Origin of the sequence: Corynebacterium kefirresidentii, assembly GCF_016599755.1 — a bacterium.
Classification (GTDB): domain Bacteria; phylum Actinomycetota; class Actinomycetes; order Mycobacteriales; family Mycobacteriaceae; genus Corynebacterium; species Corynebacterium kefirresidentii.
This window is the reverse complement of sequence record NZ_CP067012.1, coordinates 146,397-168,475: the sequence shown is the minus strand read 5'-3', so window position 1 is coordinate 168,475 and position 22,079 is coordinate 146,397. Positions and strand designations below refer to the sequence as shown.

The 22,079-nt window shown below is 58.1% G+C and carries 23 protein-coding genes and 3 tRNA genes; 14 read left to right on the top strand and 12 right to left on the bottom strand.

Annotation, left to right across the window (positions count from 1 at the left end; translation table 11 throughout):
* The first annotated feature begins 527 nt into the window (after positions 1-527).
* The 4 genes from dnaN (at position 528) to gyrB (ending at position 5,691) form a co-directional block, all read left to right on the top strand.
* On the top strand, positions 528-1,709 hold the full coding sequence (gene dnaN / locus I6I12_RS01120; protein ID WP_200288484.1) for a DNA polymerase III subunit beta: 1,182 nt from the start codon (positions 528-530) through the stop codon (positions 1,707-1,709).
* The gene (gene recF / locus I6I12_RS01115; RefSeq protein ID WP_023020200.1) at positions 1,709-2,902 is read left to right on the top strand and encodes a DNA replication/repair protein RecF; all 1,194 of its coding nucleotides are present in this window, start codon (positions 1,709-1,711) and stop codon (positions 2,900-2,902) included. The genes dnaN and recF overlap by 1 nt, the downstream gene beginning before the upstream one ends.
* Positions 2,895-3,464: a DciA family protein gene (locus tag I6I12_RS01110; protein WP_200288483.1), complete on the top strand. Its 570-nt coding sequence runs from the start codon at positions 2,895-2,897 to the stop codon at positions 3,462-3,464. The genes recF and I6I12_RS01110 overlap by 8 nt, the downstream gene beginning before the upstream one ends.
* Before the next feature lie 157 nt (positions 3,465-3,621).
* Positions 3,622-5,691 (top strand): DNA topoisomerase (ATP-hydrolyzing) subunit B, encoded by a 2,070-nt coding sequence (gene gyrB, locus I6I12_RS01105; RefSeq protein WP_200288482.1) that lies wholly within the window; start codon positions 3,622-3,624, stop codon positions 5,689-5,691.
* Positions 5,692-5,760: 69 nt separating this feature from the next.
* On the opposite strand, the gene I6I12_RS01100 is transcribed toward gyrB, so the two are convergent.
* From I6I12_RS01100 to I6I12_RS01080, 5 genes are read right to left on the bottom strand one after another with little or no spacing between them, the layout of a single operon-like run.
* The gene (locus I6I12_RS01100; RefSeq protein ID WP_200288481.1) at positions 5,761-7,236 is read right to left on the bottom strand and encodes an MFS transporter; all 1,476 of its coding nucleotides are present in this window, start codon (positions 7,234-7,236) and stop codon (positions 5,761-5,763) included.
* Positions 7,237-7,278: 42 nt separating this feature from the next.
* Positions 7,279-7,716, bottom strand: coding sequence for a DUF6918 family protein (locus tag I6I12_RS01095; protein ID WP_200288480.1), 438 nt, complete (start codon positions 7,714-7,716; stop codon positions 7,279-7,281).
* Between the two features lie 20 nt (positions 7,717-7,736).
* On the bottom strand, positions 7,737-8,093 hold the full coding sequence (locus I6I12_RS01090; protein WP_200288479.1) for a hypothetical protein: 357 nt from the start codon (positions 8,091-8,093) through the stop codon (positions 7,737-7,739).
* Between the two features lie 37 nt (positions 8,094-8,130).
* On the bottom strand, positions 8,131-8,391 hold the full coding sequence (locus I6I12_RS01085; RefSeq protein ID WP_200288478.1) for a cell filamentation protein Fic: 261 nt from the start codon (positions 8,389-8,391) through the stop codon (positions 8,131-8,133).
* A gap of 6 nt (positions 8,392-8,397) precedes the next feature.
* Positions 8,398-8,619 (bottom strand): CopG family transcriptional regulator, encoded by a 222-nt coding sequence (locus I6I12_RS01080; RefSeq protein WP_086588404.1) that lies wholly within the window; start codon positions 8,617-8,619, stop codon positions 8,398-8,400.
* A 78-nt stretch (positions 8,620-8,697) separates the two neighbouring features.
* Between I6I12_RS01080 and gyrA the strand changes: the two genes are divergently transcribed.
* The 5 genes from gyrA to I6I12_RS01055 all read left to right on the top strand — a co-directional run bounded on the left by gyrA (position 8,698) and on the right by I6I12_RS01055 (position 12,485).
* On the top strand, positions 8,698-11,250 hold the full coding sequence (gene gyrA / locus I6I12_RS01075) for a DNA gyrase subunit A (protein ID WP_200288477.1): 2,553 nt from the start codon (positions 8,698-8,700) through the stop codon (positions 11,248-11,250).
* 3 nt (positions 11,251-11,253) lie between these two features.
* Positions 11,254-11,592: a DUF3566 domain-containing protein gene (locus I6I12_RS01070; protein WP_023020209.1), complete on the top strand. Its 339-nt coding sequence runs from the start codon at positions 11,254-11,256 to the stop codon at positions 11,590-11,592.
* A gap of 161 nt (positions 11,593-11,753) precedes the next feature.
* Positions 11,754-11,830, top strand: a tRNA-Ile gene (locus tag I6I12_RS01065).
* 9 nt (positions 11,831-11,839) lie between these two features.
* Positions 11,840-11,912 (top strand) — tRNA-Ala (locus I6I12_RS01060).
* A 213-nt stretch (positions 11,913-12,125) separates the two neighbouring features.
* Positions 12,126-12,485, top strand: a complete 360-nt coding sequence (locus I6I12_RS01055) for an MmcQ/YjbR family DNA-binding protein (RefSeq protein WP_200288476.1) — start codon at positions 12,126-12,128, stop codon at positions 12,483-12,485.
* A 146-nt stretch (positions 12,486-12,631) separates the two neighbouring features.
* Here I6I12_RS01055 and I6I12_RS01050 read toward each other — a convergent pair whose 3' ends face one another.
* Positions 12,632-13,339, bottom strand: a complete 708-nt coding sequence (locus I6I12_RS01050) for a DUF4352 domain-containing protein (protein WP_200288475.1) — start codon at positions 13,337-13,339, stop codon at positions 12,632-12,634.
* A 185-nt stretch (positions 13,340-13,524) separates the two neighbouring features.
* On the opposite strand from I6I12_RS01050, the gene I6I12_RS01045 reads away from it, so the two are divergent.
* Positions 13,525-14,010 carry a MarR family winged helix-turn-helix transcriptional regulator gene (locus I6I12_RS01045; RefSeq protein ID WP_200288474.1) on the top strand — a complete coding sequence of 162 codons (486 nt, stop codon included), beginning with the start codon at positions 13,525-13,527 and terminating at the stop codon, positions 14,008-14,010.
* An 18-nt stretch (positions 14,011-14,028) separates the two neighbouring features.
* On the opposite strand, the gene I6I12_RS01040 is transcribed toward I6I12_RS01045, so the two are convergent.
* Positions 14,029-14,577, bottom strand: a complete 549-nt coding sequence (locus tag I6I12_RS01040; protein ID WP_200288473.1) for a DNA-3-methyladenine glycosylase — start codon at positions 14,575-14,577, stop codon at positions 14,029-14,031.
* Positions 14,577-15,440, bottom strand: coding sequence for a polysaccharide deacetylase family protein (locus I6I12_RS01035; protein ID WP_200288472.1), 864 nt, complete (start codon positions 15,438-15,440; stop codon positions 14,577-14,579). The genes I6I12_RS01040 and I6I12_RS01035 overlap by 1 nt, the downstream gene beginning before the upstream one ends.
* Positions 15,441-15,607: 167 nt before the next feature.
* Here I6I12_RS01035 and I6I12_RS01030 point away from each other — a divergent pair.
* Positions 15,608-15,680: transfer RNA gene (locus tag I6I12_RS01030), tRNA-Ala, on the top strand.
* A 208-nt stretch (positions 15,681-15,888) separates the two neighbouring features.
* Positions 15,889-16,137, top strand: coding sequence for a hypothetical protein (locus tag I6I12_RS01025; protein WP_005329702.1), 249 nt, complete (start codon positions 15,889-15,891; stop codon positions 16,135-16,137).
* On the opposite strand, the gene I6I12_RS01020 is transcribed toward I6I12_RS01025, so the two are convergent.
* The 3 genes from I6I12_RS01020 to I6I12_RS01010 all read right to left on the bottom strand — a co-directional run bounded on the left by I6I12_RS01020 (position 16,134) and on the right by I6I12_RS01010 (position 17,778).
* Positions 16,134-16,604 (bottom strand): GNAT family N-acetyltransferase, encoded by a 471-nt coding sequence (locus tag I6I12_RS01020; RefSeq protein WP_200288471.1) that lies wholly within the window; start codon positions 16,602-16,604, stop codon positions 16,134-16,136. The genes I6I12_RS01025 and I6I12_RS01020 overlap by 4 nt on opposite strands.
* A gap of 99 nt (positions 16,605-16,703) precedes the next feature.
* Complete coding sequence (locus tag I6I12_RS01015) at positions 16,704-16,907, bottom strand: hypothetical protein (protein ID WP_005326240.1); 204 nt, start codon at positions 16,905-16,907, stop codon at positions 16,704-16,706.
* A gap of 133 nt (positions 16,908-17,040) precedes the next feature.
* Positions 17,041-17,778, bottom strand: a complete 738-nt coding sequence (locus tag I6I12_RS01010; RefSeq protein ID WP_200288470.1) for a hypothetical protein — start codon at positions 17,776-17,778, stop codon at positions 17,041-17,043.
* 282 nt (positions 17,779-18,060) lie between these two features.
* Between I6I12_RS01010 and I6I12_RS01005 the strand changes: the two genes are divergently transcribed.
* Together I6I12_RS01005 and metE are read left to right on the top strand one after the other, a co-directional pair.
* Positions 18,061-18,993, top strand: a complete 933-nt coding sequence (locus I6I12_RS01005; RefSeq protein ID WP_200288469.1) for a methylenetetrahydrofolate reductase — start codon at positions 18,061-18,063, stop codon at positions 18,991-18,993.
* Positions 18,980-21,250, top strand: a complete 2,271-nt coding sequence (gene metE / locus I6I12_RS01000; RefSeq protein WP_200288468.1) for a 5-methyltetrahydropteroyltriglutamate--homocysteine S-methyltransferase — start codon at positions 18,980-18,982, stop codon at positions 21,248-21,250. The genes I6I12_RS01005 and metE overlap by 14 nt, the downstream gene beginning before the upstream one ends.
* Positions 21,251-21,298: 48 nt before the next feature.
* On the opposite strand, the gene I6I12_RS00995 is transcribed toward metE, so the two are convergent.
* Positions 21,299-21,937, bottom strand: coding sequence for a DedA family protein (locus tag I6I12_RS00995; RefSeq protein WP_200288467.1), 639 nt, complete (start codon positions 21,935-21,937; stop codon positions 21,299-21,301).
* Positions 21,938-22,079: the final 142 nt, after the last annotated feature.

Here is a 22,079-nt window from a genome sequence, read left to right as displayed (position 1 = left end):
AAACCCTCTAAAAAGGGCCGTTTATCTGCAAGAAAAGTTATCCACAGCGTTATTCACACTTGTGTAATTTCAACTTTGTAATTCATAGATCTTACTCACAGTTTTTAATTCCACAGGCCTTGTGCTGGGAGAACCACCCTGTGATCAGTGTTGTGTGTAGATCAGTGATCAAATGACAAAACCTGTGGATAAACCGGCGATCCCACTAGTTGTCCACAATTCACCCCGATTGATCACAGTAAGATCACAAGATTTGCCACACCCCGGATCTGCGCCATGAACTTGTCATTTACCTAGTTACCCACAGATCCCACAGCGCTTATTACTACTACTAAATTATTTCTCTGATCTGTATAGAAGAAAGAGGGTGTGTGGAATTCGGCCCGCCCCGCCTCCGGCCAGGCGCGGATCGAGCGGGCAAAGATGGAATTACACGTTGTGGCGCACCGCGCCCAATGCGGTAAGTTGGAAGCCAGTCTTTTGTAAGTAACAAATTTCCTACTTGCCTCAGAGGAGCTCTTCGCACCATGGATGAAGCCGTGTCATTTCGCGTTGCCAAAGATGACCTTGCCAACGCCGTAGCGTGGGTTGCTCGCAGCCTGCCTTCCAAGGTCACTCAGCCCGTGCTTCGCGCGATGTTGATCACCGCGGATGACAATGGTCTTGAGTTCACCGGCTTCGATTATGAGGTTTCTACCCGCGTCCGCATCGCCGGCATGGTGGATGAGCCCGGACAGATTGCGGTAGCCGGCAAGCTCCTCTCCGATATCGTTGCTTCTTTGCCCAACAAGGAAGTAGAGATCTCCCAGGTAGATTCCAAGGCACTGGTTACTTGTGGTTCCTCTCGCTTCGAGCTGCCACTGATCCCACTGGATGATTACCCTCAGCTTCCGGTATTGCCAGAGGTTACGGGCACTATCCAGCCACAGCTTTTCGTCGAGGCCATCCACCAGGTCGCTGCCGCAGCCGGCAAGGATGACACTTTGCCTATGCTCACCGGTGTGCACATGGATATCCATGGCAAAGACATTGAGATGACAGCAACGGACCGTTTCCGTTTGGCCATGCGCACCCTGGAATGGGAGCCGAAGTCCCCGAACGTGGAAGCCAAGCTCCTGGTGCCTGCTAAGACCCTCCAGGAAACCGGCCGTTCCTTGGATCCGCATCTCAACATTCCGGTAGAGATTGCCGTGGGCACCGATGACAATATTGGTGCCGATGGCCTCTTTGGTCTGCACGCTGATAATCGCGAAACCACCACGCGCATGCTGGATGCGGACTTTCCCAATGTGCAGCCGCTGCTGCCGAAGAATCACACCAATATTGCCTCCATTGAGGTGGCACCGCTGCAGGAAGCAATCCGTCGCGTTTCTTTGCTGACGGATCGTAATGCACAGATTCGCATGGAATTCGCCGATGGGCAGGTAACCCTATCTGCCGGCGCGGATGCCGGTAATGCGACCGAGACCTTGCCGTGCGCTTTCCATGGCCGCGATGAGTTTCTCATTGCCTTCAATCCGGGCTACCTCAAAGATGGCTTGGCAGTCATCAACACCGACCGCGTGGTCTTCGGCTTCACCGAGCCTTCCCGCCCAGCCATTATGATCCCAGAACCGGAAGAGCTGCCTGAGGCCGATGAAGATGGCAACTTCCCCACGCCGAAGACCAACTTCACCTACCTGCTCATGCCGGTTCGCCTGCCGGGCTAATGTACGTCAGGGATCTCGATGTTCGGGATTTTCGCTCATGGCCCGAACTTAATGTGCAGCTAGGGCCCGGGATCACCCTTTTTGTCGGGCGCAATGGCTTTGGCAAGACCAATATCGTCGAAGCCATTGGTTATACTGCCCATCTTTCCTCCCATCGCGTATCTCACGATGCGCCGTTGGTGCGTCAGGGTGCCGATAGTGCACGGGTGTCTATTACCGCGGTGAACCAGGGCCGCGAGCTCACTACCCATTTGCTGATTAAACCCCACGCGGCCAATCAAGCGCAGATCAATCGCACGCGCCTGCGCAGCCCCCGTGAGCTGCTGGGCGTGGTAAAAACGGTGCTCTTTTCCCCGGAGGATTTGGCCTTGGTGCGCGGGGAGCCGGCCGGACGGCGCGCTTATCTCGATAGCATCATTGCCTCGCGGACTCCGCGCCTTGCGGGTGTAAAGGCCGACTATGACAAGGTACTCAAGCAGCGCAATGCCTTGCTGAAATCAGCCTCCGGCAGCCTGCGCCGCGGCTATTCCGATAGCGACGGTGCCGCCGCATTGGCTACCTTGGATACCTGGGATGCGCAGCTTGCCCGGCTCGGCGCCCAAGTAATCGCCGCGCGCCTTGCGCTTGTCGACGCCCTCTTAGACCACATCCCCGCCGCTTATTCCGGCCTGGCACCAGAATCGCGGCCGGCGCAGGTGCAATATAAGTCCACGATCGACACCTCGGATCGCGAGGTACTAGAGGCCGTCTTGCTTACCGAGTTGGCCACCGCCCGGCAGCGCGAGATTGAACGCGGCATTTCCCTGGTGGGCCCGCACCGCGACGATCTGGTGCTTAACCTGGGCGATCAGCCGGCCAAGGGCTTTGCCAGCCATGGTGAGACGTGGTCCTATGCCATTGCGCTGCGCCTGGCGGAGTTTAATCTGCTGCGGCAAGAGGGAGGATCGGATCCGGTGCTCATTTTGGATGATGTATTTGCCGAGCTTGACGCCAAGCGCCGCAAGCAGCTTGTCCACCTGGCCGCCGAGGCCGAGCAGGTGCTCATTACCGCGGCGGTAGATGAGGACCTACCGGGGAACTTGGAACCCATCGTGCGCTACCGCGTGAGCGTGGAAGATACCGATACCGGCCGCATCTCCAAGCTCAGCGCTGAGGATGCCGTTGAGGATGGGGATGGTGACAAGGATGAGTGAGGAACAAGGGGGCGTCGGCAAGCAGCGCATTGATCCTGTCACCCAGTACTTTAAATTGGTACGGTCCACCTCCAAGAACCCGCCGAAGCTAACCCGCCTTGTGCCGAAGATGCCGGTGCCCTCTCTAGAGAAGGCACAAAAGCAGGGGTATATGGGCTATCAACGGGGCATTCCTACGGGACCAGATGGCAGGAAGAAACGGCGAACGCTGGCGGTGCCGAGCCTGGGAGCCCAAATCAGCCGCGAGGTAGTCAATCGCGGCTGGGAGCACGACTTGGCCAATGGTTGGGTGATGGGTAATTGGGAGAATCTCGTGGGCGAGCGCATCGCCGCCCATACGCAGCCGCAACGGATTAAGGACAAGGTTGTCTATGTGTCCTGCGATAACTCCACCTGGGCTACGGAGCTGCGCTATCTGCAGCGACAAATCCTGCGGAAAATCTCTGACCGCCTAGGCCCGGATGTCATTGTTGAGCTGCGCATTCATGGGCCCAAGCAGCAGCGAAATTATGAGGGGCGGCAGTGGGTGAAACCACAAGGATCGCAAGATACGTATGGCTAATAGGTTGCACTTGGATCCGACCTTTAAATCCTAAATAACCTCAGAGCGCGCCAGATTCCTATCTCTCACGGGTGTGGGGTGTCTTTCAGTAGGGGGTATCCGTGTAGAATAGTTAAAGTCTTAGAATTAGCTATAGCCAAAAGGAGAGCACGAATCCGTGGCTGAAGAACACGCATATGATGCCGGGTCAATTACGATCCTGGAGGGCCTCGAAGCCGTCCGTAAGCGCCCCGGCATGTACATTGGTTCGACCGGTTCGCGCGGCCTGCACCACCTCATTTGGGAGATCGTTGATAACTCCGTCGATGAGGCTATGGCCGGCTACGCCGATAAGGTTACCGTCAAACTGCTGGAAGATGGCGGCGTCGAGGTCATCGATAATGGCCGTGGTATCCCGGTAGAAATGCACGCCTCCGGCGCACCTACCGTCCAAGTGGTCATGACGCAGCTGCACGCCGGCGGTAAATTCGACTCCGACTCCTACGCCGTATCTGGCGGCCTGCACGGCGTCGGCATTTCCGTGGTGAACGCGCTTTCTACCCGCGTAGAAGCGGAAATTAAACGCGATGGTAAGCACTGGTATCAAAACTTCCAGAACGCCGTCCCGGATGATCTCGTTGAGGGCGGCAACGCCCGCGGCACGGGTACCAAGATCCGCTTCTGGGCGGATCCGGAAGTATTTGAAACTACCGAGTACGATTACGACATCATTGCTCGCCGCCTGCAGGAAATGGCCTTCCTGAATAAGGGCCTATCCATTGAGCTCATCGATGAGCGCGTTACCGAAGAGCAGATTGAGCTGGAAGAAATCGCCGATGCAGAATCCGGCGAGACCAGTGCGGATGAAACCTCCTTCGATGATGCCCCGGACGCTGGCGATACCTTCAACGAAGAATCTGGTGAAGCGGCGGAAACTGCGGCGGAAAAGAAGCGCCGCAAGAAGGTCACCTTCCACTACCCGGATGGCTTGACCGATTACGTCAAGTACCTCAATAAGTCCAAGACCGCGATCCACCCGACTATCGTTTCTTTCGATGCCAAGGGCGAAGATCATGAGGTGGAAGTAGCACTGCAGTGGAACCAGGGCTATAAGCAGTCCGTTCACACTTTTGCTAATACCATCAATACCCACGAGGGCGGCACGCATGAAGAGGGCTTCCGCGCGGCCCTAACCTCCCTGATGAACCGCTATGCCAAGGAGCATAAGCTCATCAAGGAAAAGGATGGCAACCTCTCCGGCGATGACTGCCGCGAGGGCTTGGCCGCCGTCATTTCCGTCAAGGTGGGCGATCCGCAGTTCGAGGGCCAGACCAAGACCAAGCTGGGCAATTCCGAAATCAAGGGCTTTGTCCAGCGTGCGGTGAACGAGCACGTCAATGACTGGTTCGATGCCAATCCGGCTGAGGCAAAGGCCATTATCAATAAGGCCGTGTCCTCCGCACATGCTCGCATGGCTGCCCGCAAGGCCCGCGAGATGGTGCGCCGCAAATCCGCCACCGACTTGGGCGGTCTGCCCGGCAAGCTCGCGGATTGCCGTTCAAAAGATCCAAAGATCTCAGAGCTGTATATCGTGGAGGGTGACTCCGCAGGTGGTTCCGCTAAGGGCGGCCGTGATTCCATGTTCCAGGCCATCTTGCCTCTGCGCGGCAAGATCTTGAACGTGGAGAAGGCCCGCATGGATAAGGTCCTCAAGAATGCTGAGGTCCAGGCGATTATTACCGCACTGGGTACCGGTATCCACGAGGAATTCGATATCAAGAAGCTGCGCTACGACAAGATCGTGCTCATGGCCGATGCCGACGTCGACGGCCAGCACATTGCCACGCTGCTATTGACCCTGCTCTTCCGCTTCATGCCCCAGTTGGTTGAGGACGGGCACGTGTACCTGGCTAACCCGCCGCTGTACAAGCTCAAGTGGTCCAAGGGCACTCCGGGCTATGCCTTTTCCGACGACGAGCGCGATAAGCTGTTGGCCGAGGGTCTGGAGCAAAACCGCAAGATCAACAAGGATGACGGCATCCAGCGCTACAAGGGTCTGGGCGAGATGAACGCCGCCGAGCTTTGGGAAACTACGCTCGACCCGAGCACCCGCATCCTGCGTCGCGTGGATTTGGAAGACGCGCAGCGCGCCGATGAGCTCTTCTCCATCCTCATGGGTGACGATGTCTCGGCCCGCCGTTCCTTTATTACCCGCCGCGCCAAGGACGTCCGCTTCCTGGATATCTAAAGCGCAGCACAAAGCCCACCGTGGAATTTCCGCGGTGGGCTTTAATTGTGGCGTTTTAAAGCGCGATCCCTAGGCCTGGGAGCTGCGCTGATCCGCTACGGCGAATCCCAGGGAGGCAAGACACATGGACAGGATGACGCCGAAGCCGGCGACGATGGAAAGCGGCCAGTCCGCGTTCGTGCCGTGCAGGGTGGCAAAGACTATGGCCGTGATGACGGCAAGACCGATGGCCGTGCCGATGCGCTGGCCGGTCTGGAGGACAGCGCCCGACGATCCAGCGTAGGCCTGAGGGACATGTGCCAAGGTGAGCGTCTGGTTAGGGGAGATGACCGAGCCTTGCCCGCCGCCCACCAAGGAGAGCGACAGGACTATCCACCATTCGCTGGTACCCCATTGCTCGGTGGCCCAGATGAGCGCAATGGTGGAAACGAGCCCGGAGATGGTCACCATCATGCCGATAACCACGACCTTGCGGCCGTGGACGGACACTGACCGGCCGGCCAGTGTGGCAGAAATAGAGCTCAACAAAGCGGCCGGAATGCCTACGGATCCGGCAGCGAGGGCGGAGTGCCCGAGACCGCTTTGGAAGTAGAGCGCGACGAGCACCCAAATGCTGGTAATACCCATAAACCACAAGGTGGCGATGATGGTGCCATTGCGAAAGCTCGCAGTAGCAAAGATATTAAGATCCACCATTGGTGGATGACCGGTGGCCTTGTGTCGTCGCTCCCACAGCACCCATGCCACCAGCAAAAACGCGCCCAGGAGCAGCAGCCACCACACGCCAGGTGTTCCAGAAGACTCCATGAAGGGGAAGAGGATGGCCCACACGGCGGCGCCAAGGATCACAGCACCAATGGGATCAAGGGTGGCTAGGGTCTTGAAAATTCCCAGTTTATTGCCCATTTCATCGCGTACACGAGAAAACAGCGGCCGCGGAAACCACATCAATCCCAAGATGATGGCAATAAGGCCGACGGGGAAATTGACCAGCATGGTCAACCGCCAGCCCAGGTCCGCGCCACCCAGGCGTATGAGCAGGCCACCAAGTACCGGTCCAATGGCTACGGCGAGGCCCACCGTGGAGCCGAAATAGCCGAAAGCGCGGGCCCGCTCGGTGCCGCGGAAGTACTGCTGGATCATGCCCACGCCCTGGGGATTAAGCAGGCCAGCACCTATGCCTTGGATAAAGCGGGCGGCATTGAGTGCCTCAGCACTAGGGGCAAAACCGGCGACTGCGGCGCTGATGGAATAGATAGCGATGCCAGCTAGAAAGATGCCGCCGCGGCCGAGGAGATCTCCGGCGCGGCCGGCCGCCACGAGGATGACGCCGAAGGTGAGCGCATAGCCGGAGAGCACCCATTGCACATCCGAATTAGAGGCCCCTAAACCCGATTGAATAGAGGGCAGGGCCACATTAACAATGGATACGCTCAGCAGCGACATAAAAAGCGCCGTGAGCAAAACGATAAGTACCCGCCAGCGAGCGGGATCTTGGCCGGCGGGGTACTCGGTCTGGTTAGCTGCGGAAGTAGTCACTTCCACACTTATACCTGGCGTTTAGAAGGCGATTCAACTGCCGGGAATCTACATATGCTTCTGCAGCACGCGGCCGAAATCCGGAACCGCAGGGGTGAGGAATTTCGAAGCCTTAGCGCGCAGGGAGTTATAAGGCTTGGATAGTGCGGGGGAGTTGACCTGCTCGGCGTGCTTATCGGCTACGGCCATGATGGCATCACTGACCTCGGCGCTGCGTGGCTCCAGGAAGGAACCGAAATCCTGTTCAGAGCTGTTTTCAAACTCTTGCCAGTGCGGGTCCATAGCGTCGAGAACATCCGGTAGCACGCGGCCTAGCGCCTTGGTGATGATGGCGGAGTCGACCTTCTTCGCGGCGGCGACTGCGCCCTTCAGCGCCATGCCGGTAATGCCCGATTGCTTGGCGACGACCCTCTCAACCAGCTCGCCACAATCGCTTATCACCGCAGTGCGCTGCGGACCTGACATAAGTTCAGAAAGATGTCCCATGCTGCACCACCTTACGCGAGTTAAGCCGGCTGTCCCGGCAGGCCAGGGAGGTTGGCCTGAATGGCAGCAATTTGATCAGCAATCTGGCCCAGGCCGGCATCGCGTGCAGCCTTCTCCAAATCGACATTAGGGGAGTACAGCGCCACGGCGCTGGCCAGGGCGGTGACGCCCGCGGCCGCTGCGGTGATGATCAACGTGAGATCCAGCTGGGAAGAACCGGTAGAGGAACCACCAGTCTGGCCCTGTTCAAATTCCGGATTTACCTTGTCTTTCCAGGATGCGGCATCAGCTGCAGTAGCGGTAGGAGCAGTGATGGCGGTGGCGGTTAGGGCCGCGGCGGTAAGGCTCGATACGGCAATCTTCTTGACGTGGGACATGGTGCTCGTTCCTTCCTTGGGTCACTCTTCCCAAAACTTAGGCAACTTCTTTAACACTAAGGTAGACGCGCGCGCTGAACTTTGCGAACTCTGCGTTATACCCGCTCAGCGCTGGCACGCGGGCTAAAACCTCCGTCATAGCGCGGGCGGCATCGCGGTGGCTATCGTGGATGGCTATTCCTTCCACCTTGGCAGTGCTGGCCGCCGCAGCGGCCGCAAGAGCAGCAAAATTGGTGATGCGGACGTTAAAGCGCGCGCAAAACTCGTGTGCCAAAAGGTAGAGCTGTTCGGTACTCATGATCACCTAGGACTGCGTGGGCCGGGCGCGGCGGATTTCCGCCTCCAGCTCAGCGCGGCCGGGGAGGAGGGCGCGGGCGGTGGATTGCACGTGGGCGTCGGCAAGCGTGCGGGCTGCCGCCGCAACGATGGCACGCACTACCGCTTCATGTTTGGAGGTACCCTGCGCCGAGGCAAGCAGGGTGAGCGCGTGGTCTTGTTCGGCCGTAAGCCGCAATGTCATTGCCATGCCTTAGTGATACCACGGTGATACCATGCGTGCGGCAATTCGGGCCCTGAAAGGCGCTAAAGGGTAGAATCTGGCGTTATGAGTGACAATAACGACGATCTTTTTGATCGCATATTTCCCATTGACATTAATGAGGAGATGGAGTCGAGCTACATCGACTACGCCATGTCCGTCATCGTCGGCCGTGCCCTGCCGGAGGTGCGCGATGGACTAAAGCCGGTGCACCGCCGCATCCTCTACGCGATGTTCGATTCCGGCTACCGGCCGGAGCGCGGCTACGTGAAGTCCGCCCGCCCAGTCTCGGACACCATGGGTCAGTTCCACCCGCACGGTGACTCCGCCATTTATGACACCTTGGTGCGCTTGGCCCAGTCGTGGAATATGCGCTACCCACTGGTGGATGGCCAGGGTAACTTCGGCTCCCGCGGTAACGATGGCCCAGCAGCAATGCGTTATACGGAGTGTAAGCTCACCCCGTTGGCCATGGAGATGGTGCGCGATATCCGCGAAAACACCGTTGATTTCTCGCCCAACTACGATGGCAAAACCAGCGAGCCGGACGTACTGCCGTCCCGCGTTCCAAACCTGCTGATGAACGGTTCGGGCGGCATTGCCGTGGGTATGGCCACCAATATCCCGCCGCATAACCTCAACGAGCTGGCTGAGGCCATCTACTGGCTACTAGATAACCCAGACGCCGATGAAGAGACCGCGCTGGAAGCCTGCATGGAACGCGTCAAGGGCCCGGATTTCCCCACCGCGGGCCTCATCGTGGGCGATCAGGGCATCAAGGATGCCTACACCACCGGCCGCGGATCCATCCGTATGCGCGGTGTTACCTCCATCGAGGAATCTGGATCCCGCCAGACCATTGTGATTACCGAGCTGCCGTTCCAAGTCAACCCGGATAACCTCATCTCCAATATCGCGGAGTCCGTGGCCAGCGGCAAGATCGCGGGTATTTCCAAGATTGAGGATGAGTCCTCCGACCGCGTTGGCATGCGCATCGTCGTCACCCTCAAGCGCGACGCCGTGGCCCGCGTGGTGCTCAATAACCTCTACAAGCACTCCCAGCTGCAGACGTCCTTCGGTGCCAACATGCTCTCCATCGTCGATGGCGTGCCGCGCACCCTCCGCCTGGATCAGATGCTGCGCTACTACGTGGAGCACCAGATCGAGGTCATCGTTCGCCGCACCCAGTACCGCCTGAATGAGGCCGAGAAGCGCGCCCACATTCTGCGCGGTTTGGTCAAGGCCCTAGACATGCTTGATGAGGTCATTGCCCTTATCCGCCGTTCGCCCACCGTGGACGAGGCACGCGAGGGCTTGAAGGAGCTTCTCGACGTCGACGATATCCAGGCCGACGCCATCCTGGCCATGCAGCTGCGCAAACTGGCTGCCCTGGAACGCCAAAAGATCATCGATGAGTTGGCGGAAATCGAGCGCGAGATCGCTGATCTGAAGGATATCCTCGCCCGCGAGGAGCGCCAGCGCCAGATTGTCCACGATGAGCTGGCAGAGATCGTCGATAAGTATGGCGATGAACGCCGCACCGAAATCATTCCGGCAACCGGCGATGTGACCGATGAGGACCTTATCGCCCGCGAAAACGTTGTAGTCACCATTACTTCTACGGGCTACGCTAAGCGCACCAAGGTGGATTCCTACAAGGCGCAAAAGCGTGGTGGCAAGGGCGTGCGCGGCGCTGAGCTCAAGCAGGACGATATTGTCAAGAACTTCTTCGTCTGCTCCACGCACGACTGGATCTTGTTCTTTACCAACTTCGGCCGCGTCTACCGCCTCAAGGCTTATGAGCTGCCAGAGGCCGGTCGCGCCGCTCGTGGCCAGCACGTGGCAAACCTGCTGGAATTCCAGCCAGAAGAAAAGATTGCCCAGGTCATCCAGATCCAGTCCTACGAGGATGCTCCTTACCTGGTTCTCGCCACCCAGCAGGGCCGCGTGAAGAAGTCCCGTTTGACCGATTATGAGTCCGCGCGTTCCGCTGGCCTTATCGCCATCAACCTCAACGAGGGCGATGCGCTCATTGGCGCACAGCTCGTCTCCGAGGGCGACGACATCCTGCTCACCTCCGAGCAGGGACAGGCCATCCGCTTTACTGCGGACGACGACCAGCTGCGCCCCATGGGCCGCGCTACCGCTGGTGTGAAGGGCATGCGCTTCCGCGGCGATGACCAGCTGCTGTCCATGTCCGTGGTCCACGATGGCGAATTCCTCTTGGTTGCCACCTCCGGCGGCTACGGTAAGCGCACCGCTATCGAGGAATACACTACGCAGGGCCGCGGTGGCCTTGGTGTCATGACCTTCAAGTACACCCCGAAGCGCGGCAAGCTAATCGGCGCCATCTCTGTGGATGAGGATGATGAAATCTTCGCCATTACCTCCGCCGGCGGCGTCATCCGCACCGAGGTGGACCAGATTCGTCCGTCCTCCCGTGCCACGATGGGCGTGCGCTTGGTCAACCTGGGTGACGATGTCGAACTGCTTGCCATCGACCGCAACGTCGAAGAAGATGGTGAGGAAGACGCTCAGGCCGTGGCTAAGGGCGAAAAGACCGTGGATGAGGTCCAGCAGGAACACAAGGCTGGCGATGCTTCCAAGGATGAGGAGTAATTAATGGCACGACGAGACATAACGATTACGCGAATCTCGCCTATCTCGGCGTTCCGTGTCGGTCTGGCCCTGTCACTCGTCGGACTGATCGCCTGGATGCTGGCCGTATGCCTGCTTTATATTGGCCTGAACCAGGTGGGGATTTGGGAATCGCTCAATAGCCTCGTCGGCGGCGTCGGCGGCGGATTCGAGGTCACCTTCGGTGTCGTCATCTCCGCCTCCGCGCTCATCGGCGTTATTTTCGCCGTTCTCCTTACATTGCTGGCTCCCCTGATGGCGGTTATTTATAACGCCATCGTGGACGTCTTTGGCGGCCTGCGAGTCGACTTAGACAACCGCTAGCACCTCTCTTGCGTTTGAAAATGCCGGTACCTTCGGGTGCCGGCATTTTTCTTTCTTCAGTACGAATCTTCCCCTTTTGCTAATGGTCTGAAAAGCTTCTTGAGCAGGCGATTTGTATAAATCCGGGGATAGTATGTAGAGTTAATTCTCGTTCCGCACAAGGGCCTATAGCTCAGTCGGTTAGAGCGCATCGCTGATAACGATGAGGTCGCTGGTTCGATTCCAGCTAGGCCCACCACGGAACAATGGGGCATTAGCTCAATTGGTAGAGCATCTGCTTTGCAAGCAGAAGGTCAGGAGTTCGATTCTCCTATGCTCCACAGCATGTAGTCCGGCTTCCTCTTCGGAGGGGCCGGACATTTTTTATTTCCGCGCCCGTTACCCGCGCGCTCTGAGAAGTGTCACAATGGTGAGTAATTTACGCGGATCACCATTTTCGTCCATCCAAACTTCGGTTTTCGTCGACGGTTTGGCCGGTTTATATGGACGAAAATGGTGAAACAGCGCGAGTCTGGCCTCAAAGAAGGGATCCGATGATGGATGGCGGTGGCATCTACACAGTTGCGCGGCAGCGCGCCGAAGAGATGCTCGGCTCGCAGATACAGTATCCTTTCGGGCCCGACTGGGAAGTATTCAAAGTACGCGGCAAAATCTTCCTGTTATTGACAGCAGTGACGGGCCAACAGCAAATGATTATTAAGGCGGAGCCGGAAGACTGCCAAGCGCTACAGCAGCAGTATCCGTTCATTGCGCCGGGCTACCACATGAATAAGCGGCATTGGGTTTCCGTCTACCCGCACGCAGAACTGCACCAGCAGTTGATAGAGGAGTTAGTCACGGATTCCTATCGTTTGGTGGTGGAGAAGCTGCCGAGAGCGCAGCGGCCTATTTAGCTGAGAAGAACTTGCATCAGCAAAGCATTTCAAGGGGCGCGAGCTCTGAGGTTGGCTTAGAGATTCAAATTCGGCCCCAGATGAAGTTGTAGGTGGTGAAAACGAAAGTAGCCCCAGAAGGAATCTGGGGCTTTGCTTAGGATGGATTAAATAGTAGAAACCCAAGTTGCCGTATCGGAGCTGAAAGAGAAAGTGGGCTTCCAAATTAGACGATATTCACCTGGGTCCGCGCCCTCAAAATAGAGGGTTCCAGTAACGGTGCCACCTAGGGTTAGTTTGCCAGAATCGAGCTGGTCATCAAATCCATTGATGGCGTAATCGGAGACTACACCGGCCGGAGTCTGAACGCTCCAGTCAAAAGGATTAAAGTCCTTTTCCTTATCACTGTTGTTTACGTAAGTGACTTCTGCTCCAAGATATGTATCGCCGAAGACATCGGTGGAAGGCTGAACATTGTTGATAGTAATTTCTAGCCCGTCTTTAGTGGTGTAGGTTTCACCCAGAGAGAATTCAGTGGACTCATCTTTGGCGGGCGCTTCATTGTCCTTGCCATTGTCGGACGTATTGTTAGAAGACTCGGAACCCTGAGATCCAGAATTAGAGGAGGAGTCGTTTGAATCTCCTCCCCCTGCAATCGCGCTGATAATTCCAATGACAACGATGATTCCGAGAATGATGAGACCCCACTTCATGCAGCCGCCTTTTTTCTTCTGGGGCTGCTGAGGGGCGGCGAAGCCCGGTTGTTGAGGCATGCCATAACCCTGCTGGGGATTTGGCTGTTGGGCGCCGTAGGGCTGCTGACCGTACGGGCTACCGTTTTGGTTATTGGGGTCGGGAAATTGAGGGGTAGACAAAGGTTGACTCCTTTAGAGAGAGATGATGATGCGAACTTCTTCGCAGTGTTAAAATTTTAATGTTGCTAGGTCAACAAGAACAAATAATGGCGTTTTGAAACGGAGAATGGACTCGGTTTAAGTATTGGTATTCGAGGAGTGACGAGTCACTTTAGAATTAAAGCCAAGTTGATAGAATAAATCCCATGACCGAGCGCGATGACTACTGGCTAAATGATGAAGAACTCGCATCATTTATGTCCCTAATGAGCGTAAATATTCGCTTGACCAATATTTTGGATGCTCAGCTGCGCGATGACGCAGGCCTGAGCTTTTTTGAATACACAGTGCTCTCTCGGCTATCTGAGGCGGAAAATCGCGAGATGCGTATGCGTGATTTGGCGATTACCGCCAATGGATCTTTGTCTCGCTTGAGCCAGGTTGTTACGCGCCTAGAAAAGCAGGGGTGGGTCGTGCGCCAGCCGTGCCCGACTGACGGCCGCACCACCATGGCGCAGCTGACGGATAGCGGTTGGGACAAGGTAGTAGAGACTGCGCCTGGCCACGCTAAGCAGGCGCGAAGGTCCGTAATGGATAACCTGACCCGCACGCAGATCCGCCAGATGCTGCAGATCAATCGGCGGATCATAAAGGCCATTGAGGATGATGAGCGCTATGGTGGGCGCTATTAGGCAGTGCGCCTCGCGAGGCTATTGCTTGGGATAGCCGCGGCGGCCCGAGACGGTTTTATCGAATGGGATCCAAAACCGCAGGGCTGCTTCCTTGTTTTTCGAGATGCCGATGCGCGGTCCGCGTACCCATTCTGGTTCGGAGGTTCGCTCAACAATCTGAATTGGTTGGTGGTTATCTTCCAACGTGAAGCCTAAGGCCTTGCCCAAGTTTCCTGGCCCGCGGGCAAGATTATGAAAATCGGTGGTGCCGCGGCGGGCGAAGGCGATATCGGCGCCCTCGATGATTTCGCCGCCGCGCAGCAGGCAGCCTTGGCCGGTGCCATCAGGGGCGCAAACGATATTGACGTTGCGGTGGATACCATAAGAAATATAGACGTAGAACCTACCCGGCGGACCGAACATGGCCGCATTGCGCGGGGTCTTGCCATTGAAGGTATGTGCAGCGGAATCCTCGGCACCGAGGTAAGCCTCAACCTCCGTGAGGCGGATGCTTACCCCGGCATGGGTGAGGGTACAGCCGAGGAGTTGGGGAGCGACGGCGTCGGCAGTCAGGGCAAAATCAATCATTAACCACGAGCGTAGTAGCGCTTACCTGCCACGGGGGTGCGTAGGAGGCGATCTAGGCTAACTGGCTCGAGGCCCTTGGCGCGCAGGCCGTCGATAACGCAATCGGCGGCGTCCACGGTGGTGGGGTGGATATCGTGCATCAACACTATGGAGCCGGCGCGGGCGCCTTGGACGGCCGCGGAGCACACATGGTCGGAGTTGCGGTCCTTCCAATCCACGGTGTCGACGTCCCACAACGCTTGGGAGACGCCCTTATCGCGGGTGGCCTGATCCACGGTGGCGTTGGTCGCGCCATAGGGCGGGCGTACCCAGCGCGTGCCTTGGCCGGTGGCCTTTTTGATGGCGGCATTGCCGGCGTCGATTTCCTGGGATACCTGGTCATAGGACAGGGTGTTGAGCTGGCGGTGGCTCTTGGTGTGGTTGCCGATGGTGTGGCCCTCGGCCTTCATGCGCTTGAGCAGCTCAGGATGCTGATATGCGTTGGGGGCTAGCACCATGAAGCTTGCGTGCGCGTTCTTCGCCTTGAGCTTGTCCAGTAGGCGGTTGGTCTCGGCACCGGGGCCGTCGTCATAGGTGATAGCTACGCAATTGGCACAGTCGACGCCACCTTCGCTGCGCGGCTGCGGCTTCTTTGGAGCTGGGGCGGCGGGTGCCTTCTTCCCGGAGGTAGTGTGTGGAAATGCCTGGGAGCTGAAATCTTCGACCTGTGCGCGGGCATCCTCGAGGCGATGGTTGATTTCTCCTTGAATATCCGCGCTTGAAGACGCAGGCAATCGTGGGATTTGCGGTAACTGTGCATGAGCGGCGGCTGGCATGGCGGCGGCAATAAGCACGGTGAGTGCAGAGGTGAGGATGCGGCGCATAGTGTTCCTAAAAATGAGGGAAAGTGGACATGATGTGCCCATGACCCTAGCGCCCGAATGTAACCAAAGTGATAGGACATGCCTAAAGGGGCCAAAGTGATTTGAGTGGTTCAGGTTTTAAGCGGTTTGTGGTTGCTTCGGCTGCGGTAGTAAAGTGTGTAGGCACTGGGGCATTAGCTCAATTGGTAGAGCATCTGCTTTGCAAGCAGAAGGTCAGGAGTTCGATTCTCCTATGCTCCACAGCATGTAGTCCGGCTTCCTCTTCGGAGGGCGCCGGACTTTTCTCTGCGCAAGGGCAGCTAGGGGGCGATGTCGCGATTTTTCGATGTAAACTCCATTTTTGTCGGCGGAAATGGCAGGGATGTACGCGCAAGGTCGCGGGGAGAAAACTTTAAGTACAGTAAGAGGGGAATTATTACTATTACGTGAAACCATTAGGAGACTAACCATGGCCGCCAACGTTCGCTATAACGATCCCTTTACCTCCACAGAGAAGAAAGTCTCGGCGCCGGAGGGCGCAGAATACGTTGTGGTGCGCAAACGTGGCGAGGCCGCAGTGGACGGGGAGGTCATGAGCTTTCACGGCACTCGCGAAGAGGCGCGCGAGGCGGTCATGGCCGGGCTGACCGAGGAGTTTAAGACGGCCGTGGATAATGAGCCGATTTACGTTACGCACGCCCGCCTGCGCTCGCTTTAGAAGCGTTTCAGCATCACAAAGTGTCCCTCGTGGCTGCCCACGTGTTCAAAGCCGAGGTGCTCATAGAGCCCCTTGGCGCGGGGGTTATCGGGGTGGACGGCTAGCGAGATGCCGGGGGCATGCAGGGTGTGGGCGAGGGAAATAGCGGCGTCGATAAGCGCGGTGGCAATGCCCTGTCCCTTATAGCGGGCCTCGACCGCGATGGCGAGCTCCGGAATGGCGGGCTCGACAAAGCCAAATCCGTGGTTGTCCTCCGTGCCCCAATTGAGCCACACGCCACCGGCTGGGACAAGATCCTCCCAGGCGATGAAACCGCCCTGGTTGGGATCCCAATTTTCCACGTAGAAGGCAAAATCAGCGGCGAAGTCAGGGGAGAGCTCGCCGTGCTCGTCACCGAAAGTATCGGTGAGGAAGTTGAGGCGGGCGAGATAGGTGCGGTCAGATTCTTGGGTTGCGCGAAGTTCCATGGAATCCACGATAGACGCCAGTGGTGCAGCACGGGGTACGCATGCGAAAATCCCCTCCGCACAGGACAGTGACCTGTGGGGAAGGGATGTGGCTGCCGCTTAGGCGAGGTGGTAATTGCGGACGTCGTGACCGTTAAACTCGCGCTCGATACCGGCCTCGTCTACGGAGTGGAAAGTGGTTCCGTTATCGATGGCGAAGCGCAGGTTATCCACGCGAGAGGAAGGGTCTTTAGACACCGCACCCGCTGGGAAGTAGTACGTTGAGCCGTCTTTGAGCTTGACGGTGAGGGACTCAAAGCTCATTGTTCATCTCCTTGTAGAAAGATCCCTAATGTGGGAATTCAATCAAGAGGTTTTTGTCTAAGCAAAGAAATGAGATCTAGGCAACGCTGAATATACCCCCACGGCGGGGTGGAAAGCGTAGTTATTCTTTGGCCTACAGGCGGTGCTTGCCCTCGTTTTGGTGGTCATCCGTGATGCGGGTGGTGTCGGCCGGCTGAGCTGCTTCCTCTTCGCGGTGCTTGGCCAGCTGTTCGTCGATGGAACCCAGCAGTTCCTCATCGCGTACAGCGCCTTCCTCAACGAGGTCAGACTGGGTGTCATTCTCGCTGGTGGAGGTGTAGACCAAGGTGGACTCAGGGGCGGTGTGGGAGGCGGACTGGAAGTCATCCACGCGCGGTGGGGTCTGGGATGGCTTGTCGTTGGAGCGCAGCCAGTAGTAGGCGGCACCGGCCGCGGCGGAAAGCACAGCGATAATGCCGGCGAAGATCCAGCCCTTGGAGGACTTCTGCTTCTTCTGTTTCTTGGCTACCTTGGCGGACTTCTTCTTGAGGTTCTTCTGCGCCTTCTGAGAATCCTTTTTGGCCTGCTTGCGGGCCTTCTTAGCCTTCTTGGTGGCCTCTTCCTTGGCGTCGTTCAGGCGCTCGGTGGCGTCCTCGCGGTAGTTGTTGAACTCTTCTAGGGCGCGCTCGAGGCGGGAGTGTGCGGCGCGGGTGACGGCGCCTGCCTGGCGGCGGGACTCGGCGAAGCTGCCGTTATCGCGCTCGTCCATCTTCTGCGCGGCCTCCTCTAGGGCGGTGTAGGCTTCGCGGGACTTTTCTTCGCGGTAGTTGTTGAACTGGCTCCACAGGTTCGATGCGGTCTTGAAGGCCAGGTTCAATGTGGTGGGGTTCATGGGGTGGAACACTCCTTAACTCAGATTTATCAATTCGCTTTCACCCAGCATAGTGACGTAGTGGGTGGTGTACCACCGTGAGCGCGGCGGCGTGCTGGGGGAACGGGTCACAAATAGACCGCTTGGTTCAGAATGTGCGATTATTATTCAGCCAATTTTTCGCCAACCTCGCAGTTTGCAGGCTTGCAATGGTAATACCATTGCAAAATCGCTACCGCGCAAACTGAACAGCTTGGTACGTTTTTCTCAACACACCGACGACGACCAGCAAAGGAGGTGACTATGAGCCCGCGACTTTCGGCTTCCGCGCCCTTGGATTATGAAAGCGAAGAGGAATCCCATGTACCTGAGCGCCTCGCCCTTTCCTTCGAGGTAATCCCACCGCGCCACGATGCCGATGCCGCCAAGATCGACCGCCTGCTAGAGGTCCTGGAAAGCTATCACCCCGATTACATCGCGGTAACCAGTTCCCAGCGCTCCGGCTGGCTAGAGGGAACCGCGGCCTTCATTGAGAAAATCTCGCAGAACACCGCTATGCGCCCGCTGGCGCACCTGGCGTGCACGGCCGGCTCGCGCGACGAGCTCATCGGGTGGATTAATCGCTTGGTAGATGCCGGAGTGCGTGGCCTGCTAGCTCTGCGGGGTGACCTCCCCGAAGGGGGCATGCCAGAACACTACCTTCAGCATGCCGATGAACTGGTTCGCCTCATCCGGGAATTGGAGAGCCACCAAGCGGCCCGCTTTGCTGCCGGCCGACTCGCTGTAAGTGTGGCGTGCTATCCCAGCGGCCATGCTGAATCCAAGAACGAGGACGAGGACTTCGACGTCCTGCTCAATAAGCAGCGCCTCGGCGCGGACTTCGCCATCACCCAACTCTTTTTTGATGCCGAGGATTTCCTCCGCTTCGCCCAAAGGGCGGAGTTGGCCGGGGTGAAAATTCCCCTTATTCCGGGGATTATGCCCATGACCAGCCTGCGCCGGTTGGAACGAATGGGGCAGCTGTCCGGGCTGGCCGTACCCGAAAGGGTGCGCACTCGGCTCGCGGCAGCGAAAACCCCAGAAGAGGAATACGAAATCGGCATGGAGCTTACCGCCCAATTGGCCCGCACCATCGTGGCCGGGGGCGCGGAAGGTCTCCATATATATACCCACAACAATCCCGACATTACCCAAGACCTGTTATCTCGAATCGGAGTAAGCAATGACGAACACTAATTTCCCCAAGGCGACGATTGAGGGCTACCCTCGCGTCGGCGCTAACCGCGAGCTCAAGCGCGCGCTGGAATCCTATTGGGCCGGCCGCATCGATGCAGAGACCTTTGAGTCTGCCGCTCATTCCCTGCGCTTGGATACCTATAACCGCTTGCGCGACCTCGGTCTTACTGAGGACTATGCCATTCCAGCCGACGTCGCTTACTACGACCAGGTGCTCGAGACCGCACTGACCGTGGGCGCCGTAGCCGGCGAGACCCTGGATGATGAGTTCACCTTGGCTCGTGGCAATAAGGACACCGCGCCGCTAGAGATGACTAAGTGGTTCGATACCAACTACCACTACATCGTCCCAGAAATTTCTGATGACCAGGACTTTAAGGCGCACCCACAGCGCGTTATCAAGCTAGTGGAAGAAGCCCGCGCAGCAGGCCACACCGTGCGCCCATACCTCGTCGGCCCGGTTACCCTGCTGGCCCTGTCCAAGCAGGCCGAGGGCGCGACCAAGTCCCCGCTCGACCGCTTGGATGATGCCGTCAAGGCCTACCAGGAGGTACTGGCCGAGCTGGATAAATCCGGCGTGAAGTGGGTACAGCTGGCCGAGCCTGCCCTGGTAGCGGACCTGACCGTTGCCACCGATGAGGAGCTTGCTGCCCACATCAAGAGCGCCTATGAGGCCATCTTGGGTGCGGACAACCGTCCGCAAGTCTACCTCACCACCCCTTATGGCTCCGCGCGCAAGGGCCTTGAGGTCTTGGCGGAACTTAAGCCAGAGGCCGTCCAGGTGGATCTGTCCGTGGGCACCTTGGCTCTCGATGAGGGCTACCTTGAGCGCGTGAAGAAGCTGAACTCGCACGTGGTTGCTGGGCTTATCGACGGCCGCAATGTCTGGGCCGCCAACCTACGTGACCTGCGCTCCAAGTACGAGGACCTAGAGGGAAGCCTTGACTCCCTTTCTGTGTCTACCTCCGTATCCCTGCAGCATGTGCCGCACACCGTGGAGGCAGAAACCAAGCTGCCGGCCGACGTCGCCACCTGGTTCTCCTTTGCCAATGAGAAAGTCAAGGAAGTCGTAGCCCTCTCCCAGGGCCCACTGGAAGCGCCGGAGGCGTACAACATCAGCGACCGCGCGGTGCGCACCCGTGCTGACTCTGAGCGTATCCACAATGCGGCGGTGAAGGCGCGCATCGAGAAGCTGCCGGCCGGCGAGGTCAAGCGCGAGCCTGCCTTTGCCGAGCGCAACGAGGCGCAAAAGGAACTCGGCTTGCCGCAGCTGCCGACTACCACCATTGGTTCATTCCCACAGACCAAGGAAATCCGCCAAGCGCGTGCGGCGCACCGCAAGGGCGAGCTTTCCGACGCCGATTACAACGCCGCCCTCAAGGATGAGGTCAAGTCCGTCATCGAGCTGCAAGAGCGCCTTGGCCTCGATGTACTTGTACACGGCGAGCCGGAGCGCAATGATATGGTCCAGTACTTTGCCGAGCTGCTCGATGGTTTCGTAACCACCGAAAACGGCTGGGTCCAGTCCTATGGCTCCCGCTGCACCCGTCCGCCAATCGTTGTCGGTGACATCTCCCGCCCGGCTGCGATGACCACCGAGTGGTCCAAGTACGCCCAGTCGCTCTCGGAGCACCACGTCAAGGGCATGCTTACCGGCCCGGTGACTATCCTGGCCTGGTCCTTCGTGCGTGATGACGTCCACCAGTCCATCTCTGCGGACCAGCTCGGCGTCGCGCTGGCGGATGAGGTCCGAGACTTGGAAGAGGCCGGCATCGACATCATTCAGATCGATGAACCTGCCTTGCGTGAACTGCTGCCTTTGCGTGAGGAAGACCGCAAGGCCTACCTGGACTGGGCCGTGCGCTCCTTCCGCCTCGTTGCACTCGAGGCCAAGCCGACCACCCAGATCCACACCCACCTGTGTTACTCCGAGTTCGGCCAAATCATCGATGCCGTTGCCGGCCTCGATGCCGATGTCACCTCCATCGAGGCGGCTCGCTCCCGCATGGAACTGCTCGAAGATATCGACGAGACCTTCCATTCCGAGATTGGCCCGGGCATCTACGATATCCACTCCCCACGCGTGCCCTCCGTGGCGGAGATGGCCGAGCTCATCCGCGCCGCGCTCAAGCACGTGCCGGTCGAGCGCCTGTGGGTTAACCCGGACTGTGGCCTGAAGACCCGCGGCTACGAGGAGACCGAAGCCTCCCTGCGCAATATGGTGCTGGCTCGCGATGAGGTACGTGATTCCCTCTAAGGCCTCGTAACCCCACGGAATCCCGGCTGGGAAATGGGCAACTAGCCCTTACTTGGCCGGGATTTCTCGTTTTGCCTTGCTGCGCTTGTTGATCCACCCGATGATCATCGGCAGCACGGAAATTGCCACCACAATCAGCATGATGATGTCGATGGAGTGAGCAATGCCCGGGATACCGCCCAGCAGGACACCGACGAGCAGCATGGAACCTACCCAGCCGATGCCGCCGAGAATATTCCAGCGCAAGAAGGAGGAGTAGCCCATTTCCGCGGTGCCGGCGGCGAAGGGGACGAAAGTGCGCACGATTGGAACGAAGCGGCCTAATACTAGGGCCACCGGGCCGTGGCGCTGGAAGAAGTCTCCCGCGCTATCGAGGTGTTCGGTGCGCAGAACGCGGGCATCGTCCTTGAAAAGCTTGCGGCCAAAGCGGCGGCCCAAGTAGAAGCCCACCTGGTCGCCGGCAAAGGCGGCCACCGCGGCCACGACAAAGAGCAGCCAGGCGTTGATGTCGAGTTCGTGGCGCAGGATGGCCGCGGTAACGAGCAAAGAATCACCCGGCAGGAACGGGAAAAGCACGCCGGACTCGATGAAGATGACCACGGCGACGCCGAGCAGAATATAAGGTCCAAAGCTTTGGAGCAGGGAACCTGCGTCCATAAGGTTGTGGAGGGAGGACAAGAAATCCATGTGCGGATCCTTTCTTAGTGGTTCTTTTAGTATCCTCCGCAAACTGCAAAGTAGCTGCGAATCCACTGGGTGTCCGAATGGAACCGATATGTTTCTTTTCTCCTCCTAGCTTCCGGGTAAGAAACATCACTAGCCTGGGAGT

Excerpts from the sequence above, each read along its gene's own strand:
- dnaN (WP_200288484.1), top strand. The coding sequence starts at position 528 with ATGGATGAAGCCGTGTCATTTCGCGTTGCCAAAGATGACCTTGCCAAC.
- recF (WP_023020200.1), top strand. The coding sequence starts at position 1,709 with ATGTACGTCAGGGATCTCGATGTTCGGGATTTTCGCTCATGGCCCGAA.
- I6I12_RS01110 (WP_200288483.1), top strand. The coding sequence starts at position 2,895 with ATGAGTGAGGAACAAGGGGGCGTCGGCAAGCAGCGCATTGATCCTGTC.
- I6I12_RS01095 (WP_200288480.1), bottom strand. The coding sequence starts at position 7,716 with ATGGGACATCTTTCTGAACTTATGTCAGGTCCGCAGCGCACTGCGGTG.
- I6I12_RS01090 (WP_200288479.1), bottom strand. The coding sequence starts at position 8,093 with ATGTCCCACGTCAAGAAGATTGCCGTATCGAGCCTTACCGCCGCGGCC.
- I6I12_RS01085 (WP_200288478.1), bottom strand. The coding sequence starts at position 8,391 with ATGAGTACCGAACAGCTCTACCTTTTGGCACACGAGTTTTGCGCGCGC.
- I6I12_RS01080 (WP_086588404.1), bottom strand. The coding sequence starts at position 8,619 with ATGGCAATGACATTGCGGCTTACGGCCGAACAAGACCACGCGCTCACC.
- gyrA (WP_200288477.1), top strand. The coding sequence starts at position 8,698 with ATGAGTGACAATAACGACGATCTTTTTGATCGCATATTTCCCATTGAC.
- I6I12_RS01070 (WP_023020209.1), top strand. The coding sequence starts at position 11,254 with ATGGCACGACGAGACATAACGATTACGCGAATCTCGCCTATCTCGGCG.
- I6I12_RS01055 (WP_200288476.1), top strand. The coding sequence starts at position 12,126 with ATGATGGATGGCGGTGGCATCTACACAGTTGCGCGGCAGCGCGCCGAA.
- I6I12_RS01045 (WP_200288474.1), top strand. The coding sequence starts at position 13,525 with ATGACCGAGCGCGATGACTACTGGCTAAATGATGAAGAACTCGCATCA.
- I6I12_RS01040 (WP_200288473.1), bottom strand. The coding sequence starts at position 14,577 with ATGATTGATTTTGCCCTGACTGCCGACGCCGTCGCTCCCCAACTCCTC.
- I6I12_RS01035 (WP_200288472.1), bottom strand. The coding sequence starts at position 15,440 with ATGCGCCGCATCCTCACCTCTGCACTCACCGTGCTTATTGCCGCCGCC.
- I6I12_RS01025 (WP_005329702.1), top strand. The coding sequence starts at position 15,889 with ATGGCCGCCAACGTTCGCTATAACGATCCCTTTACCTCCACAGAGAAG.
- I6I12_RS01020 (WP_200288471.1), bottom strand. The coding sequence starts at position 16,604 with ATGGAACTTCGCGCAACCCAAGAATCTGACCGCACCTATCTCGCCCGC.
- I6I12_RS01015 (WP_005326240.1), bottom strand. The coding sequence starts at position 16,907 with ATGAGCTTTGAGTCCCTCACCGTCAAGCTCAAAGACGGCTCAACGTAC.
- I6I12_RS01010 (WP_200288470.1), bottom strand. The coding sequence starts at position 17,778 with ATGAACCCCACCACATTGAACCTGGCCTTCAAGACCGCATCGAACCTG.
- I6I12_RS01005 (WP_200288469.1), top strand. The coding sequence starts at position 18,061 with ATGAGCCCGCGACTTTCGGCTTCCGCGCCCTTGGATTATGAAAGCGAA.
- metE (WP_200288468.1), top strand. The coding sequence starts at position 18,980 with ATGACGAACACTAATTTCCCCAAGGCGACGATTGAGGGCTACCCTCGC.
- I6I12_RS00995 (WP_200288467.1), bottom strand. The coding sequence starts at position 21,937 with ATGGATTTCTTGTCCTCCCTCCACAACCTTATGGACGCAGGTTCCCTG.